The organism is Citrobacter sp. MGH103 (assembly GCF_001034475.2).
Taxonomy (GTDB): Bacteria; Pseudomonadota; Gammaproteobacteria; order Enterobacterales; family Enterobacteriaceae; genus Citrobacter; species Citrobacter freundii.
The window spans coordinates 4,396,869-4,418,602 of sequence record NZ_CP073043.1; the positions used below are offsets into that span (position 1 = coordinate 4,396,869).

The following is a 21,734-nucleotide window of genomic DNA, read 5'->3' on the forward strand; positions in this document are numbered from 1 at the left end:
AGATAAGTAAACCACTGGATACTACATTAAGCGAGAAACAGAAACATAAAATATCAAAAACATTTAAAGCAATTGATTAAAGATATAATTCACAGTAAATAGCATTTATCTAAAAAATAATTACAACACTAATCTATCGTCCATAAATACCATATTATTTATGGACGATGTGTATGAGTAATAACGTCGCTAACACTCGCACCGGGAAATCCCGGCGTCACTGCGTTAGGCCGGGCTACAGTGTGGGTCTTGTAGGCCTGATAAGCGTAGCGCCATCAGGCAATTCGATACTGATTGCCGGATGGCGGCATTGCCTTATCCGGCCTACACGGCCCAATTTACTCTGTCACCAGAACCGGCTGACGGTCAACGCGGCGGCTGTAGTTCTGATAAATCGCCATCGCCAGCAGCGAGAAGAAGATCGGGCCGCCGGTCATCCACAAGGCACTGTTCCAGTCCCCGGCTTCAATTACCGGCTGGATGATGGTGAACACGTTGGCAAACGTCACCACCAGAACGACCACACCCGTTGCCAGCAGCGTCGCCGCTCGGGTTTTAAAGACCACAAACGGTCTTTCCAGACCCGGACGGGCTTTAAAGAACGGAAACGCCAGTGCCAGGAACAGATACGGCAGCGTCATGGAGACGTTCGCCATCAGCGTCAGTTTGTTATAGAACGCTGACGCCGTATCGCCACCAAATGAAACCAACAGGATAAACAGGCTCACCAGCAGGCACTGTAACCACATTGCCGTCGTCGGCATCCCTACGGCATTCAGTTTGGTCATCGGCGCGGGCCACAACGCCTTCGGCGTGCCCTGAATAATCGCTTTCAGCGGTGAGTAGCTGAGGGTGAAAAAAGCGCCGGTATAGGCAAGGAACATGGAAAGCCCGGTAATACGTGCAAACCATACACCCATCACCATCGCGGTCTCAGGGGAAAGATGCAGCGCATTACCCAACGTCATCCCGAGGCTCTTCATCAGGATATAAGTAATATTGCCGAGGTTGACCGAGCTATTGCTTAATACCTGCTGCCAGTTGGTGCTAACGCCCCATAAAAAGATGGCCAGTGAATAACCAACAGAAATGACAATAGCGGCAAAAACAATGCCTTTAGCAAAGTTCTTTTCTGGTTTTTCTGTTTTATCAACCAGTCCCCCTACAGCTTCAATTCCGCCATAAGCAAAAATGGCAAACACAACAAATGACAACATTGCCAGCCCGGACTGATATCCGGGATTAGGTGAGGAGATGAAATTAATATCCTGTGCAAAGTGGCCACCAGTTAATAACAAAATAGCGACACTCACTAACAACAGAACTAAATTAAGACACATTACGGCAATTCCGCCTACTGCCGTAATACGCGCAATCTTATTAATACCCCGGGATGCCACGCAGGTCACCAGGATCATCCAGCCGACGGCGAGCAGCCCGACAACCTGCGTAGGCTCAAGCCCTGCAATACGCCAGTGCTGCGTCATGTCTGCGCCAAACAAGAAGGTTGAAAAAGGTACCCAGACTTTCGCCGCAGTACTTACCATCCATATCACATAAGAAGAAAACCACATAAACGTGCCGATAAAGGCATAGCGCGGTCCAACGCTATTATTCATCCACGAATAGATTCCACCCTCTTCTTTCCGATAGGCAGAACCCATTTCCGCCATCATTAAAGCAAATGGAATAAAGAATAATAATGCAGAAAATATATACCACGGTATTGCACTATACCCCATTAAATAGAATGCGGAGGGGCTATTAGCAAAACCGAAAACTGACGTAAATATCATGAGAATGAGACCTGGCAGGCTCATCTTTTTTATTGTTTGGGTCATTAAACCATCCCTTACTCTGGCAAGCGTTTAACAAACGCCGCTCACCGGTTGGCACTGCTCTCTTTGCAGAGTTCAGCGATAAAAAAATCAACACAGAATTGATACCTAAACGATATCAAATATCCAAGTATAAATTGTGGCTATTAGAGGGGAAATGAAAAAATATGCTACAAAGTGGCGATTAAGCCGCCACTTTGTATTGCGGAAGAGTAAGTTATGCGCGATCGACGGTAAATGCGATAACCTCGGCCAGGCTCTCTGCGCCCAGCGCCAGCATCACCAGACGGTCAACACCCAGCGCCACGCCTGAGCAATCCGGCATGCCTACTTTCAGCGCTTCCAGCAGGTTGGTATCGATAGGTTGCTGCGGTAAGCCTCGTGCGGCACGTTTGCGGTTATCCTGTTCAAACCGCTGCTGCTGCTCGCGCGCGTCGGTCAATTCATGGAAACCATTTGCCAGCTCAATACCTTTGTAATAAACCTCGAAACGTTCAGCCACGCGGTGATCTTCGGTACTGATTTGCGCCAGTGATGCCTGGCTGGCCGGGAAATGATACACAAACGTCGGTTTGTCTTTACCAATATGCGGCTCAACGCCCATCGTAAACAGCAGCTGCAGTAAGGTGTCCCGGTCTTCTTCGGTATCGGCGATATTGCTGAGATCCAATTTCGCCGCCACTTCCCGCAGCTGGGCTTTATCCGCAGACAGCGGGTCTATCTCCAGATGACGCTGAAAGGCTTGCTGGTAAGAGAGGCTTTCCGCAGGCGAACAGTCCAGCACCTGCTGAAGCAAATCATCCACTTCATTCATCAGGCGATACATATCGTAGTGCGGACGATACCACTCAAGCATAGTGAATTCAGGGTTATGATGGCGCCCCATCTCTTCATTACGGAAGCTGCGGCACAGTTGATACACCGGGCCGCACCCTGCCACCAGCAGGCGCTTCATATGGTATTCAGGGCTGGTCATTAAATAGAGATTCATCCCCTGGGAGTGTCCAGGGCCAACGAAACGCGTTTCGAACGGGAACAGATGGATGTCCGTTACCGTTGCCTGACTCATACAAGGGGTCTCAACCTCAAGCACGCCACGATCGGCAAAAAAGCGGCGAATCTCCGCTATAATTGCTGCACGTTTTAACAGATTGGGGATGGACGCGCTCGGCTGCCAGGTTGCCGTTTCGCTCATGGTTGTTTCTCCGATTTAAGACAAGGGCACGAAGTCTACTCGTATCGCGCTAACGAGACAAATTTCAGGCAGCAGTAATCAGCACTGGCAATTGGATAAAAAAAGCGACATAGGGTGGTTTAGTAATTAAATTAATCAAATTCAATGATAATTCCCCCCTGTGACACGCTAAAAAAATCGAACACGTCAAATTTCCCGCACATCCCTAAGACTATACTATTGTACCTATAAAGGAGCAGTGGAAACGCGTTCATAACCTGTTTGAAGCCGATGAAGCATCTGATTTCAGGCGGGGATGAAATAACAACAATCTGGAGGAATGTCGTGCAAACCTTTCAAGCCGATCTTGCCATTATAGGCGCCGGTGGCGCGGGATTACGTGCTGCAATTGCTGCCGCACAAGCAAATCCCAACGCTAAAATCGCACTGATCTCAAAAGTGTACCCAATGCGCAGCCATACCGTTGCTGCCGAAGGCGGCTCTGCTGCTGTCGCGCAGGATCATGACAGCTTTGACTACCATTTTCACGATACGGTAGCAGGCGGAGACTGGCTATGTGAGCAGGATGTCGTGGATTACTTTGTCCACCACTGCCCAACTGAAATGACGCAACTGGAACAATGGGGCTGCCCATGGAGCCGTCGTGAAGACGGTAGCGTCAACGTACGTCGCTTCGGCGGCATGAAAATCGAGCGTACCTGGTTTGCCGCAGATAAAACCGGCTTCCACATGTTGCATACGCTGTTCCAAACATCTTTGCAGTTCCCGCAGATTCAGCGCTTTGACGAACACTTCGTTCTGGATATCCTGGTGGACGAGGGTCATGCCCGCGGCCTGGTTGCCATGAACATGATGGAAGGCACGCTGGTGCAGATCCGTGCTAACGCAGTCGTAATGGCAACGGGCGGCGCTGGTCGTGTTTACCGTTACAATACCAACGGCGGCATCGTAACCGGCGACGGTATGGGCATGGCGCTGAGCCACGGCGTTCCGCTGCGTGATATGGAATTCGTTCAATATCACCCGACGGGTCTGCCTGGCTCCGGTATCCTGATGACAGAAGGTTGCCGTGGTGAAGGCGGTATCCTGGTCAACAAAAACGGCTACCGTTATCTGCAAGACTACGGCATGGGTCCGGAAACCCCGCTGGGCGAGCCGAAAAACAAATACATGGAACTCGGTCCGCGCGACAAGGTTTCTCAGGCTTTCTGGCACGAATGGCGCAAAGGCAACACCATTTCCACTCCGCGTGGCGATGTGGTTCACCTGGACCTGCGTCACCTCGGCGAGAAAAAACTGCTCGAACGTTTACCGTTCATCTGCGAACTGGCGAAAGCCTATGTGGGTGTCGATCCGGTTAAAGAACCGATCCCGGTACGTCCGACAGCACATTACACCATGGGCGGTATCGAAACCGATCAGCACTGTGAAACCCGCATTAAAGGTCTGTTCGCTGTCGGCGAATGTTCCTCTGTTGGTCTGCATGGCGCTAACCGTCTGGGCTCCAACTCTCTGGCGGAACTGGTGGTCTTCGGTCGTATGGCCGGTGAACAAGCTGCGGAACGCGCTGCAACGGCTGGCGCTGCAAACAGTGCTGCTCTGGATGCACAGGTTGCTGGCGTTGAAAAACGCTTGAAAGATCTGGTTAACCAGGAAGGTAACGAAAACTGGTCTAAGATCCGTGACGAAATGGGTATTTCCATGGAAGAAGGTTGCGGTATCTACCGTACGCCGGAACTGATGCAGAAAACCGTTGATAAGCTGGCGGAACTGCAGGAGCGCTTCAAGCGCGTACGTATCACTGATACTTCCAGCGTCTTCAACACCGACCTGCTGTACACCATCGAACTGGGTCACGGTCTGAACGTTGCTGAATGTATGGCGCACTCCGCTCTGGCACGTAAAGAATCCCGCGGCGCGCACCAGCGTCTGGATGAAGGCTGCACCGAGCGTGACGACGTGAACTTCCTCAAACACACCCTCGCCTTCCGCGATGCTGACGGGACGACTCGCCTGGAATACAGCGACGTGAAAATCACCACTCTGCCACCGGCTAAACGTGTTTACGGTGGCGAAGCGGAAGCAGCCGATAAGAAGGAGAAGGCGAATGGCTGAGATGAAAAACCTGAAAGTTGAGGTGGTGCGCTATAACCCGGAAACCGATACCGCGCCGCACAGTGCTTTCTACGAAGTTCCTTATGATGAAACCACGTCACTGCTGGACGCGCTGGGCTACATCAAGGATAACCTGGCACCGGACCTGAGCTACCGCTGGTCCTGCCGTATGGCAATCTGCGGCTCCTGCGGCATGATGGTCAACAATGTACCGAAACTGGCGTGCAAAACCTTCCTGCGTGATTACACAAACGGCATGAAGGTTGAAGCGCTGGGTAACTTCCCGATTGAGCGCGATCTGGTCGTCGACATGACGCACTTTATCGAAAGCCTGGAAGCGATCAAACCGTACATCATCGGTAACCCGCGTACACCGGATCAGGGTCCAAATACCCAGACTCCGGCGCAGATGGCGAAGTATCATCAGTTCTCCGGTTGCATCAACTGTGGTCTGTGCTACGCCGCGTGCCCGCAGTTCGGCCTGAACCCTGAGTTCATTGGACCGGCTGCGATTACGCTGGCGCATCGTTACAACGAAGATAGCCGCGACCACGGTAAGAAGGAGCGTATGGCTCAATTGAACAGCCCGAACGGCGTCTGGACCTGTACTTTCGTGGGCTACTGCTCCGAAGTCTGCCCGAAACACGTCGATCCGGCTGCAGCCATTCAGCAGGGTAAAGTTGAAAGTTCAAAAGACTTTCTTATCGCTACCCTGAAACCACGCTAAGGAGTGCACGATGACGACTAAACGTAAAGCCTATGTGCGGCCAATGACGTCCACCTGGTGGAAAAAGCTGCCATTTTATCGTTTTTACATGCTGCGTGAAGGCACGGCAGTCCCGGCAGTCTGGTTCAGCATTGAACTGATTATCGGCCTGTTTGCACTCAAGCATGGTGCAGAGTCCTGGATGGGCTTTGTCGCCTTTTTACAAAACCCGGTAGTGGTAATCCTTAACATTATCGCCCTGGCAGCAGCGCTGCTGCATACCAAAACCTGGTTTGAGCTGGCACCAAAAGCAGCCAACATCATCGTAAAAGACGAAAAAATGGGGCCAGAGCCGATCATCAAAGGTCTCTGGGCAGTCACTGTGGTTGCTACAGTAGTCATACTGTTTGTTGCCCTGTTCTGGTAAGGAGTCCGGAATGATTAATCCAAATCCAAAACGCTCTGACGAACCCGTATTCTGGGGCCTGTTTGGTGCAGGCGGTATGTGGAGCGCAATCATTGCGCCGGTAATGATCCTGCTGGTAGGCATTATGCTGCCGCTGGGCTTTGTTCCTGATGCTTTCAGCTATGAACGCGTACTGGCATTCGCTCAGAGCTTCATCGGACGTGCGTTTCTGTTCCTGATGATCGTTCTGCCGCTGTGGTGTGGTTTACACCGTATGCACCACGCGATGCATGACCTGAAAATCCACGTGCCGGCTGGCAAATGGGTATTCTACGGACTGGCAGCTATCCTGACCGTTGTAACGGCGATTGGTATTCTGACCATCTAAGTACATGCGTTAATTATCAGGCCCGCCATTGGCGGGCCTTTTTTATTTGTGCAGCACCCCGGTCAACCAACGGGAAAATTCACGCATCGCGGGCGTCTCCGGGCGAGATTGCAAACGCGTTATCCAGTAGCTTCCCAAATCAATCTGCGTTAAAAACGGCTGAACGATACGTTCACTGCTGAGTAAATGCGTGAACATTCTGACTGGCGCAATTGCCACACCGATCCCCGCCTGAGCGGCTTCCAGCATGGTGACGGACGAATCAAACACCATCACATTGTGCGTCGGTGACGGAGGCGCCTCTCCGGCCGCCTGCATCCAAAGCGCCCATTCATCTCGCCGATACGATCGTAATAACGGAAATTTCAGGATGTCCGCAGGCGTTTGAATCTGCGAAGCCAATGTTGGCGAACACAGTGGAGACATCAGCGCGCTACATAAATATTGCGCATCGGTATCGTGCCAGGCTCCCCCACCGTAGCGAATGGTATAATCCAGCCCTTCGGCGGCGGGATCCACGCGATTATTATGGGTAGAAATATGCAAATCAATATGTGGGTAACTGCGCTTAAAATCGCTCAGAAGCGGGAAAAGACAGCCGATAGCAAAGGTTCCCACTACGCCAATTTTAAGTTTTTCCTGGGTCTGTTTAGTGGCAAAACGATCCAACATCCCCGCCATACGATCGAAGGAGTCATTAAGTACAGGTAACAGACTTTCCCCTTCAGTCGTCAACATTAATCCACGAGAACCGCGCACAAATAGCTGACAGTTCAGCTGCTGCTCCAGCGATTTTACATGCTGGCTGATGGCAGAATGCGTCACGTTGAGCTCAATCGCAGCGCGGGTAAAGCTGAGATGTCTGGCCGCGGCTTCAAAAGCCCGCAGCGAGTTAAGAGGGATATAGCTACGCGTCATCATCCGGCCTGTTAGAAAAACTTATATCTGCTGCTAAATTTAACCGTTTGTCAACACGGTGCAAATCAAACACACTGATTGCGTCTGACGGGCCCGGACACCCTTTTGCTTTTAATTACGGAACTGATTTCATGATGAAAAAATCGATATGCTGCGCACTGCTGCTGACAGCCTCTTTCTCCACGTTTGCTGCCGCAAAAACAGAACAACAAATTGCCGATATCGTTAACCGCACCATCACACCACTGATGCAGGAGCAGGCTATTCCGGGTATGGCCGTGGCGATTATCTACGAGGGGAAACCTTATTACTTTACCTGGGGTAAAGCCGATATCGCCAATAACCACCCAGTCACGCAGCAAACGCTGTTTGAGCTAGGGTCGGTCAGTAAGACGTTTAACGGCGTGTTGGGCGGCGACGCTATCGCCCGCGGCGAAATTAAGCTCAGCGATCCGGTCACGAAATACTGGCCAGAACTGACAGGCAAACAGTGGCGGGGTATCAGCCTGCTGCACTTAGCCACCTATACAGCGGGTGGCCTGCCGCTGCAGATCCCCGATGACGTTACGGATAAAGCCGAATTACTGCGCTTTTATCAAAACTGGCAACCACAATGGACTCCGGGCGCTAAGCGTCTTTACGCTAACTCCAGCATTGGTCTGTTTGGTGCGCTGGTGGTAAAACCTTCAGGTATGAGCTACGAAGAGGCAATGACCAGACGCGTCCTGCAACCATTAAAACTGGCGCATACCTGGATTACGGTTCCGCAAAGCGAACAAAAAAATTATGCCTGGGGCTATCGCGAAGGGAAGCCTGTACACGTTTCTCCGGGACAACTTGACGCCGAAGCCTATGGCGTGAAATCCAGCGTTATCGATATGGCCCGCTGGGTTCAGGCCAACATGGACGCCAGCCACGTTCAGGAGAAAACGCTCCAGCAGGGCATTGAGCTTGCGCAGTCTCGCTACTAGCGTATTGGTGATATGTACCAGGGATTAGGCTGGGAGATGCTGAACTGGCCGCTGAAAGCTGATTCGATCATCAACGGCAGCGACAGCAAAGTGGCATTGGCAGCGCTTCCCGCCGTTGAGGTAAACCCGCCAGCACCTGCCGTGAAAGCCTCATGGGTGCATAAAACAGGATCCACAGGCGGATTTGGCAGCTACGTTGCCTTCGTTCCAGAAAAAAACCTTGGCATCGTAATGTTGGCAAACAAAAGCTACCCCAACCCGGCTCGCGTCGAGGCGGCCTGGCGCATTCTTGAAAAACTGCAATAACTGACAGAGGGGTCCGGTAAATCGGACCTCCTTTCTTGCTCTTTTTTCCCTGCTGTCATCTACACTTAACAAAAAACAGTAAGGAAAACACTATGCGCATTCTGCCCGTCGTTGCTGCAGTTACGGCTGCATTCCTGGTTGTCGCTTGCAGCTCCCCAACACCGCCGAAAGGCGTTACCGTGGTGAATAACTTTGATGCCAAACGCTATCTGGGAACATGGTATGAAATTGCGCGCTTCGACCATCGTTTCGAGCGCGGGTTGGATAAAGTGACCGCAACGTACAGCTTGCGCGACGACGGCGGCATCAACGTTATTAACAAGGGCTATAACCCTGACAGGGAGATGTGGCAGAAAACGGAAGGGAAAGCCTATTTCACCGGCGACCCAAGCACGGCCGCGCTTAAAGTATCATTCTTCGGCCCCTTCTATGGTGGGTATAACGTAATTGCACTCGACCGGGAATATCGTCACGCGCTGGTTTGCGGTCCGGATCGCGACTACCTGTGGATCCTTTCACGGACCCCAACTATTTCAGATGAAATGAAACAGCAAATGTTAGCCATCGCGACCCGGGAAGGGTTTGAGGTGAATAAGCTGATTTGGGTGAAACAGCCTGGCGCTTAGTGAGTGCTCAGCTTCAGACCAATAATGCCAGCAACGATCAGCCCAAGGCTCAGCAAACGCGCCGGGCTGGCAGATTCACCCAGCAGCAAAATCCCTGTAATGGCCGCCCCGACAGCGCCAATGCCGGTCCAGACCGCATAAGCGGTTCCTACAGGTAATGTGCGCATTGCCCAGGAGAGCATGGCAATACTAACGATCATCGCCGCAATAGTGATAATGCTTGGCGTAAGACGCGTAAAACCGTGGGTATATTTCAGGCCAATCGCCCAGACGACTTCGAGCAAACCTGCAATTAATAAAACGATCCAGGACATATCAGGCTCCAGAACAATGGGGCCGTCCCCGGTGAAAGAAGCGTTTGCAGGTCGTCCTACAAAGCTGATGTGTGAAATGGCATTTTTGCCCGGAAGAAAATGAATTTCAACCTTTTTATTCATTGCCTGCTAAAAGCAAGAATTAAGCATAATTAGCGGCGTAGTTCCCGCATTTGGCACTCATCGGAGTTCTCTATGATGAAGGGCTTTCTGAAACGGAAAGTCGATTGCCCCTCTTCTGAATGCGAAACGTTTATGCTTAAAATTTTAGTGATTGACCGGTGCCACTTTACCCGCACAGGGATAGAGGCCTTGCTTAATCATTCTGGCAGGTTCAGCTCTTCATTTCTGGTATCAGGAATCAATAATCTCCTGTTAGCAAAAGAGCATATTTTGCAATGGAAACCGCATCTGGTGATCGCGGATTTATACAGTTTTATTAGCGAGACGCACTCCAGTCCGCCAATTAACCCTTTTTTTATGAGTTGTGGCGTCATCCCACTGATTTTACTGCAATCAGCAGATAGACAGCATGCCCCCATCGCGCCCTCTCAATCCGTCGCCCATTCGGTCTTGACCAAGCACACCACGCTGAACACACTCTCCCACACAATTCAGGAAGCACTTCAGGTTCGCCCCGCATTAGAAATACCCAAAAACGCCACGCCTTTGCTTACGCCGCAGGAGGAGAAAGTATTATCAATGTGGATGGATGGTGTGAGTAACAATGCCATTGCCGCCGCACTCAGCATTCATGGCAAAACGGTCTACACCTATAAGCGGAATATCCGTATGAAACTGCACCTGGGGAACCGCTTCTCGCCGTTTCTGTCACTCCCAGGGAAGGGAGATTAACGGTACGACACGACGTCGTACCGTTCTTCATTATTGCTGAGCTTTTGTCGCTGCACCAGAAATGGCGCTACCGCCTTCAGAAATATCCTGTCCTACGCCTCGTGTGGTATTACACGCGGTTAAAACGGAAGAAAGTACCAACACAGAAAAGATCGCAGCAATTGTCTTCTTAACCATAACGTCTTCCTTTTCTAGCCAATATTGTTTGTGTATAGCTACTTAATAATAGACAAGATCTGGGAGTGTGATGGATAAACAATCGTTTTTAAGACTATATGAAAGGATTAGCTGGCAGCGTGAGAGATTGAATTGCCAAGATGTTTGATGTCTTCACCGAAGCCGCGCGCGGTATTGCATCCCGTCAGGAGGGTGCTGGTGAAAAGGAGTAGCATTACAAGACCGAGAAGACGTTTCATCATTCCTGCCCTGGAAAAAGTATGGCGCAGCAACCTGCGCCATAAGATCAAATGGAAGACTTATTTTACGCGAGAAACGTATTCGCCGGAGCGGGTATCCACTTTGATCACTTCGCCGATCTGTACGAACAGCGGAACTTTAACGACTGCGCCGGTAGACAGGGTAGCCGGTTTGCCGCCAGTACCAGCTGTATCGCCTTTCAGACCTGGGTCGGTTTCAACAACTTCCAGCTCAACGAAGTTCGGCGGAGTTACGGAGATCGGCTGACCGTTCCACAGGGTCACGATACATTCAGCCTGGTCCAGCAGCCATTTAGCGTTATCGCCTACCGCTTTCTCGTCAGCAGCCAGCTGTTCGAAAGTGGTGTTATTCATAAAGTGCCAGAACTCACCGTCGCTATACAGGAAAGTCAGGTTCATGTCGGCTACGTCTGCGCCTTCAGCGGAGTCAGTAGACTTGAAGGTTTTCTCTACGCGAGTACCGGTCAGCAGGCGACGCAGCTTAACGCGCGCAAACGCCTGGCCTTTACCTGGTTTAACGAATTCGCTGGCTTCAACCGCATAAGGTTCGCCGTCCAACATGATTTTAAGACCAGCACGAAAATCGTTGCTATAGTACGTTGCCATAAGGCCCTCTGAAAATTGTTAACTGGTAGCTAAGCCACAAAATGGCGCATATTGTAACCCTAAATACCCCATCCAGAGAAGATTGGTTATCGCAACTTGCCGATGTTGTGACCGATCCCGATGAACTTCTGCATCTTTTGAATATAGACGCAGATGAAAAACTGTTGGCCGGACGCGATGCGAGACGGCTTTTCGCCCTGCGCGTGCCGCGCGCGTTTATTGCCCGCATGCAGAAAGGTAACCCGGACGATCCGCTTTTGCGTCAGGTACTTACCTCCCAGGAAGAGTTTGTTGCCGCGCCAGGCTACTCAACCGACCCGCTGGAAGAACAGCACAGTGTGGTTCCCGGTCTGCTGCATAAATATCGCAATCGGGCACTGTTGCTGGTCAAAGGCGGTTGTGCGGTGAATTGTCGCTATTGCTTCCGTCGACACTTCCCATATGCCGAAAACCAAGGCAATAAGCGCAACTGGCAGGTCGCTCTCGACTACATTACCGCGCATCCTGAGCTGGATGAAATCATCTTCTCTGGTGGCGATCCGTTAATGGCCAAAGACCACGAACTGGACTGGTTGCTCACGCAACTGGAAGCCATTCCGCACATTAAACGCCTGCGTATTCACAGCCGTTTGCCGATAGTGATCCCTGCGCGCATTACCGAAGGACTGGTCGAACGTTTTGCGCGCTCCTCTCTGCAGATTCTGCTGGTCAATCACATTAACCATGCCAATGAAGTTGATGAGACGTTTCGCCAGGCGATGAGTAGTCTGCGCGCCGCGGGCATTACGCTACTCAACCAAAGCGTATTGCTGCGTGGCGTGAACGATAACGCACAAACCCTGGCTAACCTTAGCAACGCACTATTTGATGCCGGTGTGATGCCCTATTACCTGCACGTGCTGGATAAAGTACAGGGTGCCGCCCACTTTATGGTCAGCGATGATGAAGCACGTCACATTATGCGTGAACTGCTGACACTGGTTTCCGGTTACATGGTCCCCAAACTGGCGCGTGAAATTGGCGGAGAGCCAAGTAAAACGCCGTTGGACCTGCAGTTACGCCAACAATAACCATTATTGAGTGTCCGATTCCGGACACTCGCTATCGATCACGATTATTTAATATCCCTGCAGGTGGAGCCGCACTTTTAATATGTGCTATTTTAACTCGCAGCGCGCAATTAGTTATTTGCAAAAAATATAAATCAAGTCAAATCTAGATTTTCAATAAATATATGGTTAGGGAGAACCTTTGATGGCTATAAGTATTAAGGGTGTTAATACCGGCGTTATTCGTCAAAAGAATGAATTTGTTGCCTTGGCATTGAAGATTAAAGAACCAAGAAATAAAGAGTCGCTGTTTTTTCTCTCTCCGCTTGGGCTAAGAGATCTGCTTATCGCGCTCGAGAGCAGGCTCTATATGAAGCACCAACTTAGCGAAGACGCACGTTTGCAATATGAAAAAGAACGTGACAAAGCCAGCAAAAAGATGCACGAAAACATTCCGTTAATTCAGGAAGATGAGTTAAAGAATGCGGATATTAACCGTCGCATAAATTCACTGACGTTAGTGGATGATAAAGGGGAGAACTTAGCATTTTCTCTGACGTTGCATGACGGGAAAACAGATGAATTACTGGTTAATGAATTACAAATTCAGGTGTTGGCGCATGCAATTATTCATGCAATAAATAATGCTGGCATGCGGGATTTAGCGCTACGAATTACATCGCTGCTGGATTTCCTGCCGCTGTACGATGTGGATTGCCAGCAAAACGACAATCTGGAATACGACTCTTATACACAACCCGAATGGAAACATAACCTGTTTAATCATTATCTGGCGATTATTTACCGCTATACGGATGATAAAGGAAAAGCCCATTTCTGTGGTTCGGTAGTAAAAACTCGCGCCGCTTCCGGCAGCAAAGAGGCCGAAGCCATTACTCGCCGTCTGCTCGATTTCAGCCCACGGCTGAAAAAACTTGCCGGTGTACCGTGCCAGGTGTTTATCAGAACGTTGACGGGTGATAAGACGCAAAAACTCAATCAGGATCAGTGCCTGCGCGCGCTGCATCATTTACGCGTTCAGTCTGCACATAAGACTCAGAATGCCTGATGGCGCTGCGCTTATCAGGCCTACGATTGCATGAGTCTGTCCAGGCCACTTTATTACACAAAATCATTCAATCTGCATCGCGGCGGCAAGCGAAGAAAATCCCCAGGAGCATAGATAACTATGTGACTGGGGTTTCACAGCGCATCCAACAAAGAGGCTGGTTGAAGGATGAAGTGTAATCAGTTAGGGCACTTATAAACCTGTCCAATCATCTCACTGGCGGTAGGAACAAAGCTGGACAGCATTCCCTGCGATGGGCTGCTGACGCCATAAATCACATTACCGCCCATTGCCGCAGCCTGGTTACGCAGATCGTTTGCTGCGCCACGCATTGAGCCGCCCTCTTCGCCGTGCTGGCCAGAAAGCCAGTTGCTTTGCTTACCGGTTGCCGTGCCTATCAGTTGGCACTCTGCGCCAGGCTTGTCTTCGACAAAGCGTACGCTTTGCCCGGCTGAACTCAGTTCGTTGCTGGAGCTACAACCCGCCATCAGTAGCGCGGCACCAACGATCCCTGCTAAATATTTCACGTGCATGTCATTCCCCATGATCAATTAGTTGGACGTTATGTCCGTAGCTGAATCATATACTAAAAAGATGACCAAAAGAAAAACCCCCGGACATTTCTGCCCAGGGGTTTCTCAATTCTGAGAGGTTCAGAACAACATGATTACATCATGCCGCCCATTCCACCCATGCCGCCCATACCACCAGCAGCACCTAAGTCAGGTGCATCGCCTTTCGGCAGGTCGGTTACCATGCACTCGGTGGTGATCATCAGACCCGCAACAGAAGCCGCGTACTGCAGAGCAGAACGAGTTACTTTGGTTGGATCCAGGATCCCCATGTCGATCATGTTGCCGTATTCTTCAGTTGCAGCGTTGTAACCGTAGTTACCGTCACCGGCTTTCACGGTGTTAGCCACTACAGACGGCTCTTCGCCGCAGTTCAGTACGATTTGACGCAGTGGGGATTCCATTGCGCGCAGCGCAACTTTGATACCTACGTTCTGGTCTTCGTTCTGACCTTTCAGGCCGGCAATTTTAGACGCTACGCGAATCAGCGCAACGCCACCACCAGCAACCACGCCTTCTTCTACCGCAGCACGGGTAGCGTGCAGGGCATCTTCAACGCGGGCTTTCTTCTCTTTCATTTCAACTTCAGTCGCAGCACCAACTTTGATAACCGCAACGCCGCCTGCCAGTTTCGCTACGCGCTCCTGCAGTTTTTCACGGTCATAGTCGGAAGTTGCTTCTTCGATCTGCTGGCGAATCTGAGTCACGCGACCCTGGATTGCAGCTTCGTCGCCCACGCCATCGATGATGGTGGTGGTATCTTTGTTGATAACAACGCGTTTCGCCTGGCCCAGATCTTCCAGAGTTGCTTTTTCCAGCTCCATACCGATCTCTTCAGAGATAACGGTACCACCGGTCAGGGTAGCGATATCCTGCAGCATTGCTTTACGACGATCGCCGAAGCCAGGTGCTTTAACCGCAGCGACTTTCACGATACCGCGCATGGTGTTAACAACCAGAGTCGCCAGCGCTTCGCCTTCAACATCTTCAGCGATGATCAGCAGCGGTTTGCCTGCTTTCGCTACAGCTTCCAGAACCGGCAGCATTTCGCGGATGTTGGAGATTTTCTTGTCAGCCAGCAGGATGAACGGGCTTTCCAGTTCTACTGCGCCAGTTTCCGGCTTGTTGATGAAGTAAGGAGACAGGTAGCCACGGTCGAACTGCATACCTTCAACCACGTCCAGTTCGTCCTGCAGACCGGTACCGTCTTCAACGGTGATCACGCCTTCTTTACCGACTTTGTCCATCGCTTCAGCGATCAGTTTACCTACGGTTTCGTCGGAGTTAGCGGAGATGGTACCAACCTGAGCAATAGCTTTAGAGTCGGAGCACGGTACGGACAGTGCTTTCAGTTCTTCAACAGCAGCAGCGACAGCTTTGTCGATACCACGTTTCAGATCCATCGGGTTCATGCCCGCAGCAACGGCTTTCAGACCTTCAGTGATGATGGACTGAGCCAGTACGGTTGCGGTGGTGGTACCGTCACCTGCAGCGTCGTTCGCTTTAGAGGCAACTTCTTTCACCATCTGCGCACCCATGTTTTCGAACTTGTCTTCCAGTTCGATTTCACGTGCTACGGAAACACCATCTTTAGTGATGGTCGGTGCACCGAAAGATTTATCCAGAACTACGTTACGGCCTTTTGGACCGAGGGTAACTTTCACTGCATCTGCCAGTACGTTTACGCCGCGCAGCATTTTCACACGAGCGTCGTTACCGAATTTTACGTCTTTAGCTGCCATTTTCTCTTTCCCTTAAATTCGTATGTTCAGTGTCGTTCGCGGATTAGGCTTCAACAATTGCCAGGATGTCGCTTTCAGACATGATCAACACTTCTTCATTGTCGATCTTCTCAGATTTAACACCGTAGCCATCGTTGAAAATAACGATATCGCCGACTTTCACGTCCAGCGGCTGTACGGTACCGTTATCCAGGATGCGACCCTTACCGACAGCGATGATTTCGCCACGAGTTGATTTACCTGCTGCAGAACCAGTCAGTACGATGCCGCCAGCAGATTTGGATTCAACTTCTTTACGTTTGACGATCACACGATCATGTAACGGACGAATACTCATTGATAGCTCTCCTTTGAGAAAGTCTTTATCAGTTATGGGTGACGCCGGCCCGTAAACGGTTTCCCGGCTAGTGACCAGAGAGATGGGGATGGGGTTTTGTGCCTTCAAGGGGGCAAGCGAAAAAAATTTTTTATCAGCAGAAAATCCCGTCAAAATGCCGACCTGCCTCACATTCCATAACGATTTCAGTCACGTCGTCATAAGCAAATCCGATTGTGATACCATCAAAAATCTGCGTTGTAGCCCGGTCAATGGGCATAATCGGATAACCACTTATGAGCGGACTGAAACAAGAGCTGGGACTGGCTCAGGGCGTTGGCCTGTTGTCGACATCATTGTTAGGTACAGGCGTTTTCGCCGTCCCCGCGCTGGCTGCGCTGGTGGCTGGCAATAACAGCCTGTGGGCCTGGCCGGTGCTGATTGTTTTGGTCTTTCCGGTGGCGATTGTCTTCGCCGTACTGGGTCGTCATTTCCCCAGCGCAGGCGGTGTGGCGCATTTTGTCGGCATGGCCTTTGGTTCACGACTGGAGCGCGTCACCGGATGGCTATTTTTGTCGGTCATTCCTGTCGGCTTGCCTGCGGCATTGCACATCGCCGCCGGATTCGGTCAGGCGATGTTTGGCTGGCATGACGAGCAGCTTCTGCTGGCTGAGCTGGGTACGCTGGCATTGGTTTGGTACATCGGCTCCCGCGGCGCAAGCTCAAGCGCTAATCTGCAAACGGTCATTGCCGGACTGATTGTTGCCCTCATTGTTGCTATCTGGTGGGCGGGCGATCTGAAACCAGGCGAAATCCCCTTCCCTGCAATTAGCGATATTGAACTCCCCGGTCTGTTCGCCGCGCTGTCGGTGATGTTCTGGTGTTTTGTTGGCCTCGAAGCGTTTGCTCACCTGGCGTCTGAATTCAAAAATCCGGAACGAGACTTCCCACGCGCGCTGATGATTGGCCTGCTGCTGGCTGGATCTGTTTATTGGGCATGCACCGTCGTCGTTCTCCATTTTGGTGCCTACGGCGAGCAAATGGCCGCCGCAGCATCGCTGCCAGAAATCGTCGTGCAACTGTTTGGTGTACAGGCACTGTGGGTCGCCTGCATCATTGGTTATTTGGCCTGTTTTGCCAGCCTCAACATTTATATTCAAAGTTTCGCTCGACTGGTCTGGTCGCAAGCGCAGTATAAGCCTGAGAGTTATCTGGCTCGCCTGTCCCCCCGCCACCTTCCGCGCAATGCGCTAAACGCCGTCTTAGGCTGCTGCGTAGTCAGTACTCTGTGTATCTATATGCTGCAAATCAATCTCGATGCGTTAATCGTCTACGCCAACGGCATCTTTATTATGATTTATTTGCTGTGCATGTTGGCGGGTTGTCGATTACTGAAAGGGCATTACCGCGCACTGGCGATCATTGGTGGTCTGCTGTGCCTACTACTACTGGCAATGGTCGGCTGGAAGAGTTTGTACGCGTTGATTATGCTGGCAGGGCTGTGGCTGTTTTTACCCCGCAGGCCGGATAAGGCAACGTTGACGCCATCATCCGGCCTATAAACACTTTTGCCGGATGGCGCTAACGCTTATCCGGCCTACATACTGAGGCTTAATCCCGACGATCGTCTTTATGTTCGATGCTGTCGCGCTTGTCATCCTTACGCTGAAATTCACCATCAAAAGTCTCACCGCCACCGGTTCCGGCGCTAAAACCACCGCCAGGCATACGTGAAAAACGTAAATGTGGCAGCAGTTTCATCGTCAGATGTTTTTGCACCGGGGGTAATAAAAGAAGAAGACCGAGGAAATCGGTGAAAAAACCAGGCAGTACCAACAGCAGACCGGCAATAATCAGCGATACGCTTTTGATCATTTCTGCAGCCGGACTTTCACCAGCAGCCATTTTTTGTTGCATCAGTAAAAAGTTCTTAAATCCCTGATTACGAACCAGAGACATACCGATAACCGACGTAAAAATAACCAAAATCAGCGTCATCAGGACGCCCATCACATGGGCAACCTGAATAAAAATAGATATCTCTATGTAAACATAGAGAAAAATGGCAAGTAATGGTATCCAGCGCAAAGGGATCTCCTGTTAATAACAGCCGTTTTGTTCAACTTCTGTTCGAAAAATTATGTTAATCGCATCGATTTGATATTGTGGTGGTTAGCAAAATTTCAAGTGGCTTGTACACTAATATTTAGGGTTAATCACAAAGGGGTGATCCATTTCACAGAATAATAAATAAGGGGTAAATTCCACGCTTTAAGTGATCCAGATTACGGTAGAAATCCTTAACCAGCATATGATCTCGGGTATCAGACCGATGCAGGGGATAATCGTCGGTCGAGAAACAATCGAAATCACATATATCCTGTGTGTTTAGTCAAATCATTGGCAGCTTGAAAAAGAAGGTTCACATGTTAAACAACATTCGTATCGAAGAAGACTTGTTGGGTACCAGGGAAGTTCCAGCGGACGCCTACTACGGTGTCCACACTCTGAGAGCGATTGAAAACTTCTACATTAGCAACAGCAAAATCAGCGATATTCCTGAATTTGTTCGCGGTATGGTAATGGTTAAAAAGGCAGCGGCAATGGCCAACAAAGAGCTGCAAACCATTCCTAAGAGTGTGGCAAATGCCATCATCGCGGCGTGTGATGAAGTCCTGAATAACGGAAAATGCATGGATCAGTTCCCGGTAGATGTTTACCAGGGTGGTGCGGGTACCTCCGTCAACATGAACACCAACGAAGTTCTGGCCAATATCGGTCTGGAACTGATGGGTCACCAGAAAGGTGAATATCAGTACCTGAACCCGAACGACCACGTTAACAAATGTCAGTCTACCAACGATGCATACCCAACTGGCTTCCGTATCGCTGTATACGCATCCATCATCAAACTGATTGATGCACTGAACCAGCTGCGTGAAGGCTTTGAGAAAAAAGCCGATGAATTCCAGGACATCCTGAAAATGGGTCGTACCCAGCTGCAGGATGCTGTACCGATGACTCTCGGTCAGGAATTCCGTGCTTTCAGCGTACTGCTGAAAGAAGAAGTGAAAAACATTGGGCGTACCGCTGAGCTGCTGCTGGAAGTTAACCTCGGCGCAACAGCAATCGGTACTGGTCTGAACACGCCGAAAGAGTACTCTCCGCTGGCAGTACAGAAACTGGCTGAAGTTACTGGCTTCGCCTGTGTTCCGGCAGAAGACCTGATTGAAGCAACTTCTGACTGTGGCGCATACGTTATGGTGCATGGCGCACTGAAGCGTCTGGCTGTGAAGATGTCCAAAATCTGTAACGACCTGCGTTTGCTCTCCTCTGGTCCGCGTGCGGGTCTGAACGAGATCAACCTGCCGGAACTGCAGGCTGGATCTTCTATCATGCCAGCTAAAGTGAACCCGGTTGTTCCGGAAGTCGTAAACCAGGTGTGCTTCAAAGTCATCGGTAACGACATCACTGTTACCATGGCATCTGAAGCTGGTCAGCTGCAGCTGAACGTAATGGAGCCGGTCATTGGTCAGGCAATGTTTGAATCCATTCACATTCTGAGCAACGCTTGCTACAACCTGCTGGAAAAATGCGTTAGTGGTATCACTGCTAACAAAGAAGTCTGTGAAGCGTTTGTATTCAACTCCATCGGCATCGTTACTTACCTCAACCCGTTCATCGGTCACCACAACGGCGACATCGTCGGTAAAATTTGTGCCGAAACTGGTAAGAGCGTACGTGAAGTTGTCCTGGAACGCGGTCTGTTGACCGAGTCTGAACTGGACGATATCTTCTCTGCACAGAACCTGATGCACCCTGCTTATAAAGCAAAACGTTATACTGATGAAAGCGAACAGTAATCGTGTAGGGTAGTACCGGAGAAGGCACGTCATGATGACGTGCCTTTTTTCTTACTCGAAGTTACTTAAAAACAACAATTTAATATCAACTTGTTAAACAACAAGGAAGGCTAATATGATAGTTTTAGAACTTATCATCGTTTTGCTGGCAATCTTTTTAGGTGCCAGACTTGGGGGTATCGGTATTGGATTTGCAGGTGGGCTGGGTGTTCTGGTTCTTGCCGCTATCGGCGTAAAACCCGGTAATATCCCGTTCGATGTTATTTCCATCATCATGGCGGTTATCGCTGCCATTTCAGCTATGCAGATTGCAGGTGGTCTGGACTATCTGGTTCATCAAACTGAAAAACTGCTGCGTAAGAACCCGAAATACATCACGATCCTTGCACCTATCGTGACCTATTTCCTGACTATCTTTGCCGGTACTGGCAACATCTCTCTGGCAACGCTGCCGGTTATCGCTGAAGTTGCGAAGGAACAAGGTATCAAGCCTTGCCGTCCGCTCTCTACCGCAGTGGTTTCTGCACAGATTGCGATTACGGCTTCTCCAATCTCCGCAGCCGTGGTTTACATGTCTTCCGTCATGGAAGGTCATGGCATCAGCTACATTCACCTGCTGTCCGTGGTCATTCCATCCACCCTGCTGGCCGTTCTGGTGATGTCCTTCCTGATCACCGCACTGTTCAACTCCAAACTGTCTGACGACCCGATTTATCGTAAGCGTCTGGAAGAAGGCCTGGTTGAACTGCGCGGTGAAAGACAAGTTGAAATCAAAGCTGGCGCGAAAACCTCCGTTTGGCTGTTCCTGCTGGGCGTGGTTTGCGTAGTTGTTTACGCCATCATCAACAGCCCAAGCCTTGGCCTGGTCGCTAAACCGCTGATGAACACCACCAACGCAATCCTGATCATCATGCTGAGCGTCGCGACGCTGACCACGATCGTCTGCCGCGTTGAAACTGACTCCATCCTGAACTCCAGCACCTTCAAAGCCGGTATGAGCGCCTGTATTTGTATCCTGGGTGTTGCATGGCTGGGTGATACCTTCGTATCTCACAACATTGACTGGATCAAAGATACTGCAGGTAGCGTAATCCAGGGTCATCCGTGGCTGCTGGCGGTCATCTTCTTCTTTGCTTCCGCGCTGCTGTACTCTCAGGCTGCAACCGCTAAAGCACTGATGCCGATGGCTCTGGCTCTGAACGTTTCCCCACTGACTGCTGTTGCGTCTTTCGCCGCGGTTTCTGGCCTGTTCATTCTGCCAACCTACCCAACTCTGGTTGCGGCGGTTCAGATGGATGACACCGGTACAACCCGCATCGGTAAATTCGTCTTTAACCATCCGTTCTTCATCCCTGGTACTCTGGGTGTGGTTCTGGCTGTCTGCTTCGGCTTCTTGCTGGGCAGCTTCATGCTGTAAGTTTTTCCTGCAGGGTGCCTGGGCG

Annotated in this window: 22 protein-coding genes and 1 pseudogene; 12 read left to right on the top strand and 11 right to left on the bottom strand. The window is 50.6% G+C overall.

Features of this window, described 5'->3' with window-relative positions; all coding sequences use genetic code 11:
- Positions 1 to 338: 338 nt before the first annotated feature.
- Both yjeM and epmA read right to left on the bottom strand, forming a co-directional pair.
- Entirely contained in the window at positions 339 to 1,841 is a 1,503-nt protein-coding gene (yjeM, locus tag SK33_RS21265; RefSeq protein ID WP_003025549.1) for a glutamate/gamma-aminobutyrate family transporter YjeM, read from the bottom strand.
- A 214-nt stretch (positions 1,842 to 2,055) separates the two neighbouring features.
- Entirely contained in the window at positions 2,056 to 3,033 is a 978-nt protein-coding gene (gene epmA / locus SK33_RS21270) for an elongation factor P--(R)-beta-lysine ligase (RefSeq protein ID WP_003025546.1), read from the bottom strand.
- 324 nt (positions 3,034 to 3,357) lie between these two features.
- Here epmA and frdA point away from each other — a divergent pair, with 324 nt between their 5' ends.
- From frdA to frdD, 4 genes are read left to right on the top strand one after another with little or no spacing between them, the layout of a single operon-like run.
- The gene (gene frdA, locus SK33_RS21275; RefSeq protein WP_003025543.1) at positions 3,358 to 5,148 is read left to right on the top strand and encodes a fumarate reductase (quinol) flavoprotein subunit; all 1,791 of its coding nucleotides are present in this window, start codon (positions 3,358 to 3,360) and stop codon (positions 5,146 to 5,148) included.
- The gene (frdB, locus tag SK33_RS21280; protein ID WP_003025540.1) at positions 5,141 to 5,875 is read left to right on the top strand and encodes a fumarate reductase iron-sulfur protein; all 735 of its coding nucleotides are present in this window, start codon (positions 5,141 to 5,143) and stop codon (positions 5,873 to 5,875) included. Before frdA ends, frdB begins: the two co-directional genes overlap by 8 nt.
- Before the next feature lie 10 nt (positions 5,876 to 5,885).
- Positions 5,886 to 6,281, top strand: a complete 396-nt coding sequence (gene frdC / locus SK33_RS21285; RefSeq protein ID WP_003025537.1) for a fumarate reductase subunit FrdC — start codon at positions 5,886 to 5,888, stop codon at positions 6,279 to 6,281.
- A gap of 10 nt (positions 6,282 to 6,291) precedes the next feature.
- On the top strand, positions 6,292 to 6,648 hold the full coding sequence (gene frdD / locus SK33_RS21290) for a fumarate reductase subunit FrdD (protein ID WP_003025535.1): 357 nt from the start codon (positions 6,292 to 6,294) through the stop codon (positions 6,646 to 6,648).
- Positions 6,649 to 6,690: 42 nt separating this feature from the next.
- Here the strand turns inward: frdD and ampR are convergent, their stop codons facing one another.
- Entirely contained in the window at positions 6,691 to 7,566 is an 876-nt protein-coding gene (gene ampR, locus SK33_RS21295; protein WP_003025533.1) for a LysR family transcriptional regulator AmpR, read from the bottom strand.
- A 131-nt stretch (positions 7,567 to 7,697) separates the two neighbouring features.
- On the opposite strand from ampR, the pseudogene blaCMY reads away from it, so the two are divergent.
- Both blaCMY and SK33_RS21305 read left to right on the top strand, forming a co-directional pair.
- Positions 7,698 to 8,843, top strand: a pseudogene (blaCMY, locus tag SK33_RS21300) (CMY-2 family class C beta-lactamase).
- 92 nt (positions 8,844 to 8,935) lie between these two features.
- Complete coding sequence (locus tag SK33_RS21305; protein ID WP_003025522.1) at positions 8,936 to 9,469, top strand: lipocalin family protein; 534 nt, start codon at positions 8,936 to 8,938, stop codon at positions 9,467 to 9,469.
- On the opposite strand, the gene sugE is transcribed toward SK33_RS21305, so the two are convergent.
- Complete coding sequence (sugE, locus tag SK33_RS21310) at positions 9,466 to 9,783, bottom strand: quaternary ammonium compound efflux SMR transporter SugE (protein WP_000118520.1); 318 nt, start codon at positions 9,781 to 9,783, stop codon at positions 9,466 to 9,468. The genes SK33_RS21305 and sugE overlap by 4 nt on opposite strands.
- Positions 9,784 to 10,038: 255 nt before the next feature.
- On the opposite strand from sugE, the gene SK33_RS21315 reads away from it, so the two are divergent.
- Positions 10,039 to 10,638, top strand: coding sequence for a helix-turn-helix transcriptional regulator (locus tag SK33_RS21315; RefSeq protein WP_003025485.1), 600 nt, complete (start codon positions 10,039 to 10,041; stop codon positions 10,636 to 10,638).
- 30 nt (positions 10,639 to 10,668) lie between these two features.
- Here SK33_RS21315 and ecnB read toward each other — a convergent pair whose 3' ends face one another.
- The 3 genes from ecnB to efp form a co-directional block, all read right to left on the bottom strand.
- On the bottom strand, positions 10,669 to 10,815 hold the full coding sequence (ecnB, locus tag SK33_RS21320; RefSeq protein ID WP_003025482.1) for a lipoprotein toxin entericidin B: 147 nt from the start codon (positions 10,813 to 10,815) through the stop codon (positions 10,669 to 10,671).
- Positions 10,816 to 10,922: 107 nt separating this feature from the next.
- On the bottom strand, positions 10,923 to 11,057 hold the full coding sequence (gene ecnA / locus SK33_RS21325; protein ID WP_003830568.1) for a lipoprotein antitoxin entericidin A: 135 nt from the start codon (positions 11,055 to 11,057) through the stop codon (positions 10,923 to 10,925).
- Between the two features lie 57 nt (positions 11,058 to 11,114).
- Positions 11,115 to 11,681, bottom strand: coding sequence for an elongation factor P (gene efp / locus SK33_RS21330; protein WP_003025478.1), 567 nt, complete (start codon positions 11,679 to 11,681; stop codon positions 11,115 to 11,117).
- A gap of 41 nt (positions 11,682 to 11,722) precedes the next feature.
- Here efp and epmB point away from each other — a divergent pair, with 41 nt between their 5' ends.
- Both epmB and yjeJ read left to right on the top strand, forming a co-directional pair.
- Positions 11,723 to 12,751: an EF-P beta-lysylation protein EpmB gene (gene epmB, locus SK33_RS21335; RefSeq protein ID WP_048219881.1), complete on the top strand. Its 1,029-nt coding sequence runs from the start codon at positions 11,723 to 11,725 to the stop codon at positions 12,749 to 12,751.
- 184 nt (positions 12,752 to 12,935) lie between these two features.
- Positions 12,936 to 13,799 carry a YjeJ family protein gene (yjeJ, locus tag SK33_RS21340; protein ID WP_048219882.1) on the top strand — a complete coding sequence of 288 codons (864 nt, stop codon included), beginning with the start codon at positions 12,936 to 12,938 and terminating at the stop codon, positions 13,797 to 13,799.
- Between the two features lie 179 nt (positions 13,800 to 13,978).
- Here yjeJ and SK33_RS21345 read toward each other — a convergent pair whose 3' ends face one another.
- From SK33_RS21345 to SK33_RS21355, 3 genes are all read right to left on the bottom strand, one after another.
- Positions 13,979 to 14,332, bottom strand: coding sequence for a DUF4156 domain-containing protein (locus tag SK33_RS21345; protein ID WP_003025468.1), 354 nt, complete (start codon positions 14,330 to 14,332; stop codon positions 13,979 to 13,981).
- A gap of 134 nt (positions 14,333 to 14,466) precedes the next feature.
- Positions 14,467 to 16,113: a chaperonin GroEL gene (gene groL, locus SK33_RS21350; RefSeq protein WP_003025464.1), complete on the bottom strand. Its 1,647-nt coding sequence runs from the start codon at positions 16,111 to 16,113 to the stop codon at positions 14,467 to 14,469.
- A gap of 43 nt (positions 16,114 to 16,156) precedes the next feature.
- On the bottom strand, positions 16,157 to 16,450 hold the full coding sequence (locus SK33_RS21355) for a co-chaperone GroES (RefSeq protein WP_000027827.1): 294 nt from the start codon (positions 16,448 to 16,450) through the stop codon (positions 16,157 to 16,159).
- A 275-nt stretch (positions 16,451 to 16,725) separates the two neighbouring features.
- Here SK33_RS21355 and yjeH point away from each other — a divergent pair, with 275 nt between their 5' ends.
- A complete protein-coding gene (yjeH, locus tag SK33_RS21360; protein ID WP_003025460.1) occupies positions 16,726 to 17,991 on the top strand; it encodes an L-methionine/branched-chain amino acid transporter in 1,266 nt (421 codons plus the stop codon).
- A 49-nt stretch (positions 17,992 to 18,040) separates the two neighbouring features.
- Here yjeH and SK33_RS21365 read toward each other — a convergent pair whose 3' ends face one another.
- Positions 18,041 to 18,517: an FxsA family protein gene (locus SK33_RS21365; protein WP_003025457.1), complete on the bottom strand. Its 477-nt coding sequence runs from the start codon at positions 18,515 to 18,517 to the stop codon at positions 18,041 to 18,043.
- A gap of 338 nt (positions 18,518 to 18,855) precedes the next feature.
- Between SK33_RS21365 and aspA the strand changes: the two genes are divergently transcribed.
- Together aspA and dcuA are read left to right on the top strand one after the other, a co-directional pair.
- Positions 18,856 to 20,292, top strand: a complete 1,437-nt coding sequence (gene aspA, locus SK33_RS21370) for an aspartate ammonia-lyase (RefSeq protein WP_003025452.1) — start codon at positions 18,856 to 18,858, stop codon at positions 20,290 to 20,292.
- Between the two features lie 115 nt (positions 20,293 to 20,407).
- Complete coding sequence (gene dcuA / locus SK33_RS21375; RefSeq protein ID WP_003025449.1) at positions 20,408 to 21,709, top strand: anaerobic C4-dicarboxylate transporter DcuA; 1,302 nt, start codon at positions 20,408 to 20,410, stop codon at positions 21,707 to 21,709.
- Positions 21,710 to 21,734: the final 25 nt, after the last annotated feature.